Annotated in this window: 13 protein-coding genes; 1 reads left to right on the top strand and 12 read right to left on the bottom strand. The window is 40.8% G+C overall.

Going from position 1 to position 15029, the window contains the following annotated elements; genetic code table 11:
• Window positions 1–25 precede the first annotated feature (25 nt).
• From pyrG to tig, 3 genes are all read right to left on the bottom strand, one after another.
• Complete coding sequence (gene pyrG / locus ACLN19_RS01475; RefSeq protein ID WP_413382425.1) at window positions 26–1633, bottom strand: CTP synthase; 1608 nt, start codon at window positions 1631–1633, stop codon at window positions 26–28.
• A 187-nt stretch (window positions 1634–1820) separates the two neighbouring features.
• The gene (gene rpoE / locus ACLN19_RS01470) at window positions 1821–2402 is read right to left on the bottom strand and encodes a DNA-directed RNA polymerase subunit delta (RefSeq protein ID WP_413382422.1); all 582 of its coding nucleotides are present in this window, start codon (window positions 2400–2402) and stop codon (window positions 1821–1823) included.
• Window positions 2403–2580: 178 nt separating this feature from the next.
• A complete protein-coding gene (tig, locus tag ACLN19_RS01465; protein ID WP_413382419.1) occupies window positions 2581–3864 on the bottom strand; it encodes a trigger factor in 1284 nt (427 codons plus the stop codon).
• 157 nt (window positions 3865–4021) lie between these two features.
• Here tig and ACLN19_RS01460 point away from each other — a divergent pair, with 157 nt between their 5' ends.
• Window positions 4022–4861 carry a mechanosensitive ion channel family protein gene (locus ACLN19_RS01460; protein WP_413382415.1) on the top strand — a complete coding sequence of 280 codons (840 nt, stop codon included), beginning with the start codon at window positions 4022–4024 and terminating at the stop codon, window positions 4859–4861.
• Between the two features lie 26 nt (window positions 4862–4887).
• On the opposite strand, the gene ACLN19_RS01455 is transcribed toward ACLN19_RS01460, so the two are convergent.
• From ACLN19_RS01455 to ACLN19_RS01415, 9 genes are all read right to left on the bottom strand, one after another.
• Window positions 4888–5451 (bottom strand): TIGR01440 family protein, encoded by a 564-nt coding sequence (locus ACLN19_RS01455; protein WP_413382412.1) that lies wholly within the window; start codon window positions 5449–5451, stop codon window positions 4888–4890.
• 12 nt (window positions 5452–5463) lie between these two features.
• Complete coding sequence (truA, locus tag ACLN19_RS01450) at window positions 5464–6213, bottom strand: tRNA pseudouridine(38-40) synthase TruA (RefSeq protein WP_413382409.1); 750 nt, start codon at window positions 6211–6213, stop codon at window positions 5464–5466.
• 94 nt (window positions 6214–6307) lie between these two features.
• Window positions 6308–7654: an asparagine--tRNA ligase gene (gene asnS / locus ACLN19_RS01445; RefSeq protein ID WP_413382406.1), complete on the bottom strand. Its 1347-nt coding sequence runs from the start codon at window positions 7652–7654 to the stop codon at window positions 6308–6310.
• A gap of 33 nt (window positions 7655–7687) precedes the next feature.
• Window positions 7688–8869, bottom strand: coding sequence for a pyridoxal phosphate-dependent aminotransferase (locus ACLN19_RS01440; RefSeq protein WP_413382404.1), 1182 nt, complete (start codon window positions 8867–8869; stop codon window positions 7688–7690).
• A 145-nt stretch (window positions 8870–9014) separates the two neighbouring features.
• Window positions 9015–9950, bottom strand: coding sequence for an ABC transporter ATP-binding protein (locus ACLN19_RS01435; RefSeq protein ID WP_413382401.1), 936 nt, complete (start codon window positions 9948–9950; stop codon window positions 9015–9017).
• Complete coding sequence (locus ACLN19_RS01430) at window positions 9950–10993, bottom strand: ABC transporter ATP-binding protein (RefSeq protein ID WP_413382398.1); 1044 nt, start codon at window positions 10991–10993, stop codon at window positions 9950–9952. The genes ACLN19_RS01435 and ACLN19_RS01430 overlap by 1 nt, the downstream gene beginning before the upstream one ends.
• A gap of 10 nt (window positions 10994–11003) precedes the next feature.
• Window positions 11004–12035, bottom strand: coding sequence for an ABC transporter permease (locus ACLN19_RS01425; RefSeq protein ID WP_413382395.1), 1032 nt, complete (start codon window positions 12033–12035; stop codon window positions 11004–11006).
• 9 nt (window positions 12036–12044) lie between these two features.
• A complete protein-coding gene (locus ACLN19_RS01420; protein ID WP_413382392.1) occupies window positions 12045–12959 on the bottom strand; it encodes an ABC transporter permease in 915 nt (304 codons plus the stop codon).
• A gap of 228 nt (window positions 12960–13187) precedes the next feature.
• Window positions 13188–14837 (bottom strand): peptide ABC transporter substrate-binding protein, encoded by a 1650-nt coding sequence (locus ACLN19_RS01415; protein WP_413382389.1) that lies wholly within the window; start codon window positions 14835–14837, stop codon window positions 13188–13190.
• Window positions 14838–15029: the final 192 nt, after the last annotated feature.

Here is a 15029-nt window from a genome sequence, read left to right as displayed (position 1 = left end):
CACCAATTGGCAACCTGCTCTATGTTTATAAGCCTGCATTTTTCACTGCTGCTGTCACAAAGGCTGTGTAAAGCTCTTCTGCATGATTTGGGCGTGATTGTAACTCTGGATGATACTGTGCTGCCACAAAGAATTTCTTGTCTGGCAACTCAACGATCTCCATCAAGCGATTGTCTGGAGAGACACCTGAGAATACCAAACCTGCTTTTTCAAAGTCTTCACGATACTTCGTATTAAATTCATAGCGATGACGGTGACGACGTTGTACCACTTCTTGATTATGATAAGCTGCAGCAGCTTTTGAGCCGACTTTTAGCTTACATGGGTAAAGCCCTAGGCGAAGGGTACCTCCCATATCCTCAATATCAATCTGATCTCGCATAATGTCAATAACAGGATAATCTGTCTTAGGATCTAGCTCGGCTGAATTGGCACCTTTTAGGTTGAGGACATTACGTGCAAACTCTACACAGGTCAACTGCATACCTAAGCACACACCAAGCATTGGTACATCATTTTCACGTGCAAAACGAATAGCCTCAATCTTGCCTTCTGTACCACGTTGACCAAAACCACCAGGAACAATAATACCATCTGCTCCTGACAACAGCTCATCAACATTATCAGCTGTGACATCATTAGCATTGATCCACTCAAGATCAATGGCACAATCATTAACATAACCTGAATGTTTCAACGCTTCAACAACAGATAAGTAAGCGTCTGGAAGTTCAACGTATTTACCAACCAAGGCAATCTTCACTTTTTTCTCAAGGTTCATGACCTTATCAACCATGGCTGTCCATTCCGTCATATCAGCTTTTGGAGCATCGATCTTAAGGTGATCACAGACGATTTGGTCCATGTTTTGAGCCTGCATATTAAGCGGAATTTGATAGATGTGATCAACGTCTAAAGACTCGATAACCGCTTCTGGAGCAACGTCACAGAACTGAGCCAATTTATTTTTAATAGATTGACCTGCTGGCTGCTCTGTACGAATCACTAACATGTTTGGTTGAATCCCAAGACCACGTAACTCTTTGACAGAGTGTTGTGTCGGCTTTGTCTTCATCTCGCCAGCAGCCTTCAAGTATGGAAGCAGTGTCGTATGGATATACATCACATTGTCAGAACCAACATCAGCCTTCATCTGACGGAGCGCTTCTAAGAAAGGTAGGCTTTCTATATCCCCAACCGTACCACCTACTTCTGTGATGATAACATCTGAATCCGTAGTAGTAGCTGCGCGTTTGATTTTTTCTTTAAGGGCGTCTGTGATATGTGGAATAACTTGGACGGTTGCCCCTAAATACTCACCGCGACGCTCTTTTTTGAGTACTTCGCTATAAATTTTACCTGTTGTTACATTAGAGTATTTATTGAGATTGATATCGATAAAGCGCTCATAATGCCCAAGGTCAAGGTCAGTCTCTGCCCCATCATCAGTCACATAAACTTCTCCATGCTGATAAGGACTCATTGTCCCTGGGTCAATATTGATATAAGGGTCAAATTTTTGAATTGTTACTTTAAGCCCACGATTTTTGAGCAAGCGTCCCAGACTTGCTGCCACAATCCCTTTACCAATAGAAGAAACCACACCACCTGTTACAAAAATATACTTTGTCATCAAAAGACTCCTTATTTCTTTTTACTTATAGACCAAAGGCATCGATGAGTGATTGTTATACAACCACAATGTTTACTAAACAAAAATAGCCCCCTAAATCAAGCCTAGGGAGCACGACCTCAAATGAGGTGCCCGATATTAACTATAAACTATCGTGCCTCTTTTGTCAATTAAAAACGCCAGAAAGTTATTCTTCGTCGTCCTCTTCTTCCTCATCATCGTCATCATCTTCTTCGTTGATGTCAACATCTTCATCTAAATCATCATCTGGGATAATTTCGTTGATTTCAGAGTCGTAGGATTCTACTTCTGATTTTTCATCGTCTGGATTGTCATCATCATAGGCATCGCCATCATCATTGCTTTGATAACCCTCATCTTCTGGGTCATCATCATTATAATCAATCGCATCCTCATCGCCATCCATAAAGGCATTGACACGCTTATGTTTACGTTTTGGTGCATTGTCATCCTCTTCTTCAAGAGTGATGACTTCCTCATCAATCTCATCAATAGCATACCAAGAACGAAGACCCCAGCGATTATCACCAAGTGGAATAAAACTTCCATCAGTGTTTAAATCAGAATAAAATCCTGGTAGCGCTTCACGAATAGCCGCATCTGATTTCTCAAGATAAACTTGAATCTCATTGACAAGATCGCTAAAATACATCTCGCTGTCACGTCCACGTTGTTCCAAAATAGCGCGAGCTACTTCAATCATGGACAATTCACTCTTTTCTTGTCCCTTAAATACATCTAATTCCAAAGCAGTTCTCCTTATTGATTTTCACTATAAGCTGTAAGCCAAGCCTCAGCCAAAGTATCGCTCTTTCTATTTTACGCTATTTTTAGTATTTCGTCAAAGATTATTCCAGAAAAAACAAGCTAAACATATAAAAAAGTAAGTCCGAGATAACTCTCAAACTTACTCTTTAAAGACTAGCTTATTTAACTTTAGCTGAGCTTGTCACCAATTCAATTGCTTTCTTCATAGCAATGTCATGCTTAAGAAGATCTGGTGTCAAGAGATTACGTACTTGCTCAACGTCCATGCTGTACTCTGTTGCCAAATCGTTGATTTCTTTTTCGATTTCTTCATCAGAAGCATCAAAACCTTCTGCTTTAGCAATTGCTTCAATAACAAGATTTGTTTTCACACGTTTGTCAGCATCAGCTGAATATTGTTTTTGAAGGTCTTCTTGAGTTGTACCAGTCATTTGGAAGTAAAGGTCTGGTGAAATACCTTGACGTTGTAAGTTACCAAGGAATTCATTCATTGTACGTTGAACTTCGGCTTGTACCATTTCTTCTGGGAGTTCAACGATTTCCGCATTTTCAACTGCCAAATCAAGCGCAGCACCTTCAACTGCATCATCAAAAGCTGCTTCTTTTGCTGCTTCAAGCTCTTTACGATACTTAGCTTTCAACTCATCAAGTGTTTCCACTTCTTCATCAATATCTTTAGCTAATTCATCATCAAGAGCTGGGATTTCTTTAGCCTTAACTTCGTGAACAGTTGTCACAAATTTAGCATCTTTACCAGCAAGATCAGCTGCTTGGTAGTCTTCTGGGAAAGTCACTTGAACATCAACTGTATCACCCGCTTTAGCTCCAACTAATTGGTCTTCAAAACCAGGGATAAATTGACCTGAACCAAGCTCAAGTGAGAAGTCATCACCTTTACCACCATCAAACTCAACACCATCAACTGAACCTACAAAGTCAATAACAACTGTATCACCAAGCTCTGCTGCACCTTCTTTGACAGCAAGTTCAGCCAAGTTGTTACGCTCACGCTCAACTTTAGCATCCACTTCTTCATCAGATACGTCTTTGCTAAGGTCAACAGATACTTCAAGGCCTTTGTAGTCACCAAGTTTAACCTCAGGTTTTGTCACAACTTCTGCTGTGATTGTCCACTCTTTACCTTTTTCCATTGATGTCACATCAAATTTTGGTTGTGCAACAACATCAAGGCTCAATTCAGCAACAGCTGCTTCATAAGCAGCAGGCAACAAGGCGTTTAAAGCATCTTCATAAAGTGCTTCTTCACCAAATTTTTGATTGAAGATCACACGTGTAATGTGACCTTTACGAAAACCTGGTACGCTCAAGTCTTTTTTGATTTTATTAAAGCTATTGTCGAGTGCTGGTTGAATCTTATCTTGACTAATTGTAAATGTAACGACACCACGGTTTGTGGCTGTATTTTCAAATGATGTAGACATGACGTCATTTCTCCTTAAATAATTTAGATACAGTTTAGTTTATCATATTTTGACCTCTTTTTAAAGTTTTTTGTGGGATTTTTCCGCTTTCACGCTTTTTCTAGCCTTTTTTCAATTGAAACTTGCTCTCTTTTCATTTTTTTACTACACTAGGTCTATGAGTATTTTAGAACAATATATAGAACAACTACATCTTGAAACAATCGGTGTCACCATTTTTTCAAAAGTGGTCTCACTTATTCTGGTTATCATTCTCTTTCTCATCGCAAGGCGTATTGCCGAGTTTTTCTTTACCAAGATGGTCGTTAAATCACTATCTCTCACCAATCAATCAGATGCTAGGCAAAAAACGATTTCACGGCTCCTTCACAACTGCCTCAACTACACGCTATATTTTATTTTACTCTATTCGATTTTAAATGTCCTTGGTGTTCCTATCTCCAGTCTCTTAGCAGGGGCAGGAATCGCAGGATTAGCTATTGGTCTTGGAGCTCAAGGATTTTTATCTGATGTCGTCAATGGCTTTTTTATCCTCCTTGAAAATCAATATGAAGTCGGTGACTCTGTTGTCATCAACACCATCTCAGGCAACATTACAAGTCTAGGACTCAGAACCACTCAAATCCGTGATTTTGATGGCACCCTTCACTTTATCCCTAATCGCCATATTACACAGGTCAGCAACCAATCACGAGGTAATATGCGTGCTCGCATTGACATACCTATCTATGCCTCTACAAACTTGGAAAAAGTCAGCCATATCATCAAAGCAACCAACGATAAACATCTCAAGGATTTTCCAGCTATCATTCTACCTGCTCAAATCATCGGACCAGCCTATACAGATAGTGGACAACTTGTCTTTCGAGTTGACCTCTTTGTCCAAAATGGTCAGCAAAATAGTATCTACTCTAGCTTTTACACCCTTTATCAAGAAGCGCTTGTAGCTGCTGAGCTTGATTTACCGACCCCAATGCCCATCCAAGCGACAAACTAAAAAGCTGATACTATGGTATCAGCTTTTTAACATTTTCGAATAGGATCTTCTATATACTGGGCACGGCTGCCTCCGATTAACTTTGGACGGCTCGTTAGGGCACTGACATGCGCTGCTCCAAGCTCTCTCTTTTTAGGCACGAGTGGTACTTGGACACGCTTGATATGCATACCAATACTGGTATCACCAATATCAATACCTGCATTAGCTACAATCTCTTCTATTTCGACAGGATTTTCCATGTATTTAAATGCAGCTACTTGAGCACTGCCTCCAGCGCTCAAACTTGGCACCACATTGACTATTTCCAAATCCTTTGTCTCTGCTAGCTCACGTTCAACCACCAAAGCTCGATTAAGGTGTTCACACCCCTGCACAGCTAGATAAACATCTCTTTTACCCAGCTCTTCTAGGAGGACGCTGACAATAACTTCGCCGACTTCTTGGTTGGCATTTTGACCAATCAGACTACCGACAACCTCACTACTGGAGAGTCCTAAGACAAATATGTCACCTGCCTTGATGCGACTACGATCGATAATATCTGTAACGAGCGCTCTTGTTTCTTCTTCTAGGGCTTTTAAGTCCATCTCTTCTCTCCTTTACTCTTGATAAATGATTTCTTTGAGGTATAGCCCTTGGGCAGCAGCCGTAGGGCCTGCTAGATGACGGTCTTTACGCTCTAAAATCAACTGAATCTGACTCTGTGACATTCGTTGATTGCCTATTTTTAATAAAGTGCCGACCATATTTCTCACTTGCTTGTATAAAAAGCCCGTACCTGTAAACTGAAAAATCACCAAGTGCTTAGAAGCATCATAAGTCACGCTAGCATTTGTGATAGTCCTCACCTTATTATCCACACTGGTACCTGAGGCAGTGAATCCTGAAAAATCATGAGTCCCTTCTAAATCTTTAATGGCACTCGCCATTATCTCCATATCCAGATGATAAGGAAAAGGGGTCGCATAATGACGTAACATCGGATTTTTAGGACGGCCTATATCCACTAGAAACTCGTATGTTTTCAAGTGTTTACAATACCTAGCATGAAAGTCATCAGACACACGCTCAACACTGACCACATCGATGTCTTCTGGGGTCTGGGTATCTAAAGCGAATCGCAACTTTTCAAGCTCTCTGTCTGTCTCCAAATCAAAATGAATAACTTGTCCATAAGCATGGACACCAGCATCTGTACGCCCTGCTCCTTGTATCTTGACTGGAACACCACTATTTAACTTAGCTAATGTTTTTTCGATTTCTTCTTGGACAGAACGCGCTTTTTTTTGACGTTGAAAGCCTGAAAAAAGATGTCCATCATAAGAAATAACTGCTTTGTATCTTACCATGCTTTGATAATACCAATTTCACGCTTGTTTTTCAACTCCTAAAATACCTTTTACACACATCATACCAAAAAAGAGGCCAAGCCTCTTTCTTGTCTTATGGTTTGATACGATGAAGCATACGAGGAAAGGCAATAGCTTCACGAATATGCTTGGTACCCGCTACAAAGGTCACCATACGCTCTAAACCTAGTCCAAAACCTGCGTGTGGGACTGATCCGTACTTACGCAAATCAAGATAAAACTCATACTCTGACTTGTCCATCTCAAGAGCATCCATCTTAGCCACCAAGGTCTCATAATCATCCTCACGGACAGAGCCACCAATGATCTCACCATAGCCCTCTGGTGCCAGAAGATCGGCACATAAGACACGGTCTGGATTGCCGGGGACAGGTTTCATATAGAAAGCTTTAAAGCTTGCTGGGTAATTCACGATAAAGGTCGGCAAACCAAAGTAATTTGAAATCCATGTTTCATGCGGTGCACCAAAATCATCTCCGTGCTCCAAATGCTCATAGTCCGCTCCTTCTGTACCTTCGTGTTCTTGTAAAAGAGTGATGGCATCATCATAAGAAATACGCTTAAACGGTTCTGCGATATATTTTTTGAGCAAATCTGTGTCGCGCTCTAGCATCTCAAGAGCATGAGGGACACGATCTAGCACGCCTTGAATCAAGGCTTTGACGTAAGCTTCTTGTAAATCCAGCGATTCTTCGTGCGTCACAAAAGGATACTCAGCATCCATCATCCAAAACTCTGTCAAGTGACGACGTGTTTTAGATTTTTCAGCGCGAAAGACTGGGCCAAAGTCAAAGACACGCCCCAGTGCCATAGCACCTGCCTCAAGATAAAGCTGACCTGACTGACTAAGAAAGGCTGGTGTCCCAAAGTAATCTGTCTCAAATAATTCTGTCGAATCCTCAGCCGCATTACCTGACAAAATCGGGCTATCAAACTTGATGAAGCCATTTTTATCAAAAAACTCATATGTCGCATAGATAACAGCATTACGAATCTGCATCATAGCCATTTGCTTACGTGAGCGAAGCCACAAGTGGCGATGGTCCATCAAAAAGTCTGTACCATGCTCTTTAGGTGTGATAGGGTAATCTTTTGACTCACCGACAACCTCAAGATCCGTCACATCAAGCTCATAACCAAACTTAGAGCGCTCATCTTCTTTGACGATCCCTTTAACGATAACAGATGTTTCTTGACTAAGGTGTTTAATAGTATTAAAACGCTCTTGCCCTTCTTCTTCACCATATTTCTCAATGAAATTCGGCTTAAAGGCAACCGCTTGAAAATAAGCTGTGCCATCTCGCAATTGTAAAAAGGCTAATTTTCCCTTACCAGATTTATTGGCCACCCACGCGCCAATAGCAACTTCTTGACCAACATAATCCTTAACATCAATGATGGAGATATACTTTTGTGACATAATTTCTCTTTTCTATTTATAATCTGTGAAAGACTAACTTTCCATAAATGCTTTAAGACGTGCAACAGCTTCTTTGAGAGTCGCTAGATCTGTGGCATAACTCAAGCGAACATTATAAGGCGCACCAAAGCCAGCACCTGTCACCAGCGCTACACCTACTTCTTCTAAGATAGCGTCTGTGAAGGCTGTGACATCATCATATCCCTTCATCGCCATAGCTTTTTCAACATTTGGAAAGAGGTAAAACGCCCCTTGTGGTTTTCTAACATCAAAGCCAGGCACCTCACACAACAAAGGATAAATGGTATTGAGACGCTCTTCAAAAGCTTGGCGCATCTTCTCAATGGACTCTTGAGGACCGCTAAGAGCTTCAATCGCTGCGTATTGAGAGACGGTACTTAGATTTGAAGTTGTCTGGCTAATGATTTTACTCATCCCTGAGATAATATCAGAATCTCCCACCGCAAAGCCAACACGCCAGCCAGTCATCGCATAAGTTTTAGAGACACCATTAATGACAATGACCTGCTTTCTGATGGCTTCTGATAGGCTTGAAATCGGTGTAAACTGATTTCCATTATAAACCAAGCGCCCATAGATATCATCTGCTAAAATCAAAATATCATTGGCTACTGCCCAGTTACCAATAGCTTCTAGCTCTTCTTTACTGTAAATCATGCCTGTTGGATTGGACGGGCTATTAAGCAAAAGGACCTTTGTTTTAGCTGTTCGTGCAGCTTCTAGGTCAGCTACACTAACTTTAAAGTCTCTTTCTTGCCTTGTTTCTACAAAAACAGGGACTCCCTCTGCCATCTTAATCTGATCAGCATATGATACCCAGTAAGGGGTTGGGATGAGCACCTCATCTAAAGGATCTAAAACACTCATAAAAAAGGCATAGAGGATAAATTTAGCACCTGTTCCTACAACAACTTGATTAGTAGCTGCCTCATAGCCATAATAGTGTTTCATGTAATCACTGATAGCTTTTTTTAACTCAGGAATACCACTAGCAACAGTGTAAAAGCTAGCACGACCATCTGTGATAGCAGCCATAGCTGCTTCCTGAATATTTTTAGGCGTCACAAAATCAGGCTCACCAAGAGTCAAACTTAAAATATCACGTCCTTGTGCCCTCAAGGCTTTAGCCTTAGCACTGGCTGCCAGAGTCACACTTTCTGTCATAGACAGCACACGTTTTGATAATTTTGACATAAATCAACTTCCTCTCATTGTGGCTTTTTGATACTCTAGCCACACGGTATAGACATTCTCTATTATAGCAGAAAAAAGCCGTTCTGGGTATAGAAGAAAGACGCTATTGCTAGAATTTTCCAAAAGAAAAACGGCTCTTGCCGTTTTATGCTTGGTGCTCTTTTCGATACGCGTTGGCTTCTTCCTCTGTCGATAAGACAAAATGACCAGGTGTGATTTCTCGCATCTCGCGCTCTTGACCATCTTGCTCAGCGCTTGGGTCATACGCTTGATGGACACGCTCACGCTCTTTTTCAGGATCTGGCTCTGGAATAGCTGATAAGAGACTTTTAGTGTAGGGATGGATAGGGTCATTATAGACAGCGTCTGAGGTCCCAATCTCCAACAATTTACCCCAATGCATCACACCAATACGATCTGAAATATATTTCACCATTGACAAATCATGAGCGATAAAGAGATAAGTCAGACCTTGCTCTCTTTGTAGTTGTTGCATTAAATTAACAACTTGAGCTTGGATAGAAACATCCAGTGCTGAGATTGGTTCGTCTGCAATGATAAATTTAGGCTCTACTGCAAGCGCCCTGGCAATCCCAATACGTTGGCGTTGTCCTCCTGAAAATTCGTGAGGATAGCGTGTCATATGGTCTTTATTAAGACCGACAAGATCAAGTAGCTCTTCTACCTTTTGTGTACGCTCTTCTTTTGTCTTGACAAGTTTGTGAATATCCAATCCTTCAGCTACGATATCTCGTATTTTCATACGCCCATTTAAACTAGCTTGAGGGTCTTGGAAAATCATCTGAGCGTCCTTACGAAAGCGATGGAGATCTTTACCTTTAAGCGATGAGACCGTCTCACCATGAAAATCAATCTCACCACTATCAATATCGTACAATTTCAAAATAGCACGTCCGACGGTGGTTTTACCAGATCCTGACTCACCAACAAGTCCAAAAACCTCACCTTCGTAAATATCAAAACTCACATCATTGATAGCCTTCACTTCATTTGATTTTCCTTTATTAAAGGTCAGAGAGACATTTTTCAACTCTACCAATTTTTTAGAATAATCAACCATTAGTTAGCTCCCTTCATTTGCTTCCATCTTGCCCAACGTGCTTTGATTTTGTCAGGAACATCAACCTTAGGAGCCCGCTCATCTAAAAGCCATGTCGCTGCATAATGCGTCTCAGAAACTTTGAAAAATGGTGGTTCTTCTTCTAAATCAATGTCCAAGGCAAAGGCATTACGCGCTGCAAAAGCGTCTCCTTTTGGTGGATGGAGTAAATCCGGAGGTGTTCCTGGAATAGATTGAAGGCTGCCTGCCTCTGTATCTGTCGTTGGCATCGAATTCAACAAGCCCCAAGTATAAGGGTGTTGTGGGTTATAGAAAACCTCATCTACCGTACCATACTCTACAATCTTACCAGCATACATAACCGCCACACGATCAGCCATACCCGCTACGACACCCAAGTCATGTGTGATAAAAATAATCGATGATTGACGCTCTTTTTGGATACGTTTCATCAGCTGTAAAATCTGCGCTTGAATCGTCACATCAAGAGCTGTTGTCGGTTCATCAGCAATCAAAATCTCAGGATTAGCTGCTAGAGCAATGGCAATCACTGCACGCTGACGCATCCCACCTGACCATTGATGCGGATAGTCATTGATATGCTCTTTAGCATTTGGAATACCGACATCTTCCATGAGTTTAAGAGCGCGCTCTAACGCTTCTTTTTTAGATATTTTCTCATGAATCAAGATAGGCTCTGCGATTTGCATGCCAATTTTCATTGTAGGATCAAGGCTGGTCATCGGATCTTGGAAAATCATGGCAATGTCATTACCACGTACCTTAGTCCACTCTGATTCTGTGAGACCTGTTAAATCACGATTTTTATACAGAATCTCGCCTTTGATATCAGCATTAGGAGCGCTAAGACCTATGAGGGTTTTGGTAGTGACTGATTTTCCTGAACCAGACTCACCCACAATCGCTAAGGTCTCTCCTTTATTAAGTGTAAAGCTAATATCACGAATAGCCTTAACTTCCCCAGCATAAGTATGAAAGTCAACGTGGAGATTCTTAACGCTTAGTAGTGTTTCTTTAGACATTTTCTTCTCCTTAGTCGTTACTTGATTTAGGGTCAAACGCATCACGCAAGCCATCTCCTAAAAGGATAAAGGCTAACGAAATGATGACAAGAGCAAGCGCAGGAAGGACGACCTGATAAGGATAGTATTGCAAGTTTTCCTGAGCATCAGCGATGAGAGAACCCAGTGAGGCTGTTGGCGGTTTTACCCCTAAGTTAATCGCAGATAACACCGCTTCATACATGATAGCACTTGGGATAGTCATCATAATCTGCACAATGATAATTCCTGAGATATTTGGCAAGATATGCTTAAAGGCAATTTTAGGTCCACTCTCACCAAGTGAACGCGCGGCTAAGACAAAATCACGCTCGCGATAAGACAACGTCAGATTACGGACCTGCCTTGCCATACTTGTCCAGCCTGTAAAAGCAATAGAGATAACAATAGAGACAATCCCATTACCCAATAAAAGACCCAGCATCGTCACAATAACAAGGTTTGGAATAGATGAGATGACCTCGATGATACGTTGCATCAACGTATCTAGCTTGCCTCCGACATAACCTGAAATCAATCCATAAGTCACCCCAAACAATAAGTCAATCATCGTCGCACAGATAGCAACCAACAGCGAAATCCGAATCCCAACAACCAGACGCTTTCCAAGGCTACGTCCAACGCCATCAGTCCCAAAAAGGAAACTTTGATTGTCTGGCACACCTTGGTCAGCATAGATATTGGTGCTTTCTGTCGCTCCTGAGTAGGTCATACTACCATTCCAAAACGGCAGATTACCACTCAACTTAGGCGGCAGATTGCGATAAACTTCGACTTCTTTATTGTTAATAAGAGTGTTAGCTGACTTATCCGATACAAAAAGCGTCGAAGCTATTGAGAAAATAATCAAGAAAACTAAGAACCAAAGCGAAACAACTGCTAATTTATTTTTCTTGAGCCTACGCCAAGCATCTTGTAAAAATGATAAGGCGGGTTTGTCAATTTTTTCTTGGTCACTTGCTGAGCCAACCCCAACAAGTTTAAACGATTTTGTTGTGTCCATGTCTTCTCCTTATTGCAAGCGCACTCGTGGGTCAACGACACTTGTGATAACATCTGTAATCAAAATAGCAATCATAAGCATTGCTGCATATACAATCGTTGTTCCCATGATAACAGGATAATCTTTGGCAGGAATAGACGTCACAAAGAGCTGTCCAATCCCAGGAATTGAAAAAATTTGCTCTATCAAGGCTGATCCTGTCAATAGACCTGCCGTTGTAGGGCCAATCAAGGTCAAAACAGGAATCATGGAGTTGCGATAAGCATGCTTAATAGCCACTTGTCGTCCATTTAGCCCTTTGGAGCGTGCTAGCTGAATGTAGTCTGAATTGAGTGTCTCAATCATTTCACTTCTAAAAAAGCGAGATACCGTTGCAAGCGTTGGCAGCCCCAGCGCTAGAGTTGGTAGTACCGATTGTGAAAAACTGCCCCAACCAGATAAGGGAAGAAGATCCCATTTAAAACCAAAGTAATTAAGCAAAAATAGACCCAAAATAAATGATGGGATAGATATAGCTAGAGTTGATAAGACACTAAGAATAGCATCTATCTTGCCGTTTTTATAACTAGCTGAGATACCACCGACAATCACACCGCCAATTAACCCAATAATCAAAGCTTGAATACCTAATTGTACAGAAATCCACAGACGTTGTGAAATCATGCGTCCCACAGGCTGATTGACAGACTGATAGCTGGTGCCAAAATCACCATGCAAGATATTCCACAGATAAGTGAGATATTGCTCCCAGACGGGCTTATCAAGACCGTATTGCTTATTTAAAAGCGCAATCATCTCATCACTTAGCTTGGGGTTGTTATACGGAGTCCCTGGTAAAATCTGCATTAAGAAAAATGAGAAGGTTACCACGACCCATAAGGTTACTAATAAAATAGCAAGGCGTTTTAAAATATACTTAACCATTGTACCATTTCCTTCTTATCACTATTGTCACAAAATAGCTATTTCCAAAAAACAATCTCTAAAAAAACTCACTACTATATTAACAATTTTCTATCAAAATAGCAAAATTCTTTTTAAAATCATCATGAATCAACAGCTAAATCGTCTCTCCTAGATAGTGTTCTTTATGAACAAAAGCAAGAATTGGTCTCCCAATTCTTGCAGATGTTGATCATGTTAATCACTATCCTAGTCTTTGTAGGCATGTGTAAAGTCGATTGACAAACCAGTGGTATTTCTCACAAGACCTTTAAGATTTGGATTTTGAAGTGCCTTTGTGGTACGGAAGTAAAGTGGATTGTAAGCTGCTTGATCGTAAAGTACTTTTTCAGCGGCTTTATAATCTTCTGCGGCAGCATTAGCATCCATGGCATCTGTTGATACAGCTTTTTCGTACGCAGCATCAAACTCTTGGTTATTGAATTTACCGTAGTTGTAAGCAGAGTCTGATTTAAAGAGTCCATAGAAGGTAGAACCTACTGGATAGTCACCACCCCAAAGTGTCACAACAATATCAAAGTTTTGATTTTTAGAATCTTCAATACGTTGTTTAAAGTTGACAAATTTTTCTTCAATAGTCAAGCCTGGAAGGGTTGATTCCCATGATGACTTGAGGTAATCTACAAGGTTTTTAGCAGATGGAGAGTCTGCATCTGATGTTACTGTAAGGGTCAACTTGTCAAGACCTGCTTCTGCAAGACCTTCTTTAAAGAGCTTAGCAGCTTCTGACTCATCATATGAGTAACCTGGAGCCACAATATCTGTCAAGTCTTTACCATCTGGAAGAGTTTCCAATTTGTATGGTACAAGAGCAGTCGCTTCAGTAGAACCTGTATCCACAGCTGCTTTCACAACCGCTTGACGGTTTGTTGCTAGGTTAAGGGCTTGACGAATTTTAAGATTATCCAAACCTTTTACAGAACCTGACATATTGTAAGCTAGATAAGCAGTTGTCGCTTCAAAGACATCCACAACATCTTTGTTATTTTTGTTAGCGTTGAAAATAGCAGATGTGTTTGAGATATTAGCAGAATCTAGCTCACCACGTTTGTACATTTGCACAGCTGTGTCTGGTTTTTTCACGGTTTGAACATTGACAGTCTCTGTCTTGACGTTGTCAGCATCCCAGTAGTATTTATTTTTCTTAAGGACAAATTTACCGTTTGAGCCATTCCAGTCAGTAACTGTGTAAGGACCTGAGTACACTTGGTATTTAGAAGCTGTACCGTAGTCTTTGCCGTATTCTTTAACCGCTTCTTCTTTTTGTGGCATAAAGTTAGAAAAGGCAAGATAGTATTGGAATTGTGGTGATGGACTTGTCAAGGTAAAGACAAGTTTATTGTCACCATCAGCCTTGACACCAAGTTGGCTGAGATCTGTGATTTGACCTGAGTTGATTTCAGCTGCATTTTGGACATGTGCTTCGCTGACCAAATAAGCATACTCTGAAGCTGTCTCAGGTGCCACAATACGTTGCCATGAATAAACAAAATCTTTTGCTGTCAAGTCGCTGCCATCTGACCATTTCAGATTATCACGAAGTGTTACGGTATAAGTCAAGCCATCTTCAGAAACATCAACACTTTTAGCAAGATCTAAGGCAAGTTTGCCGTCTTTGTCCAAGCGGTAGATGTTACCACCTGAGTTTCCGATCGCAATGTTTGAATAAGTGTCTGTCACTTTAGACATATCAAGTGTGATGATGTCTGTTGGAACAGCCCAATTGATCTCTTTTGATGCACTCTCGCTGTTGCTTGAGCTTTTACCACAGGCTGCTAGGGCTGCCCCAAGTAGGACTGTCAAACCTGCAGCTGCAAACCATTTACTTCTTTTTACCATGCAAGTACTCCTTTTAAGTGTATTTTCTGCCACAAAGACTTTTTTGTAACGAACACCACTATTATACCTTAAATATTTCTAAAATCAAAGCATTTATAAAAATAAATCTGAATATTTACACATTAACTACCCTATATGCCCTTTAATTATCAATAAAAAGCATAAAAAATCTCGAATAAAAGTTTTACTCGA

The organism is Streptococcus lishijunsis, from assembly GCF_047290665.1.
GTDB lineage: Bacteria > Bacillota > Bacilli > Lactobacillales > Streptococcaceae > Streptococcus.
The sequence above is the reverse complement of the archived record's forward strand: the minus strand, read 5'-3'. Positions and strand labels throughout refer to the sequence as shown.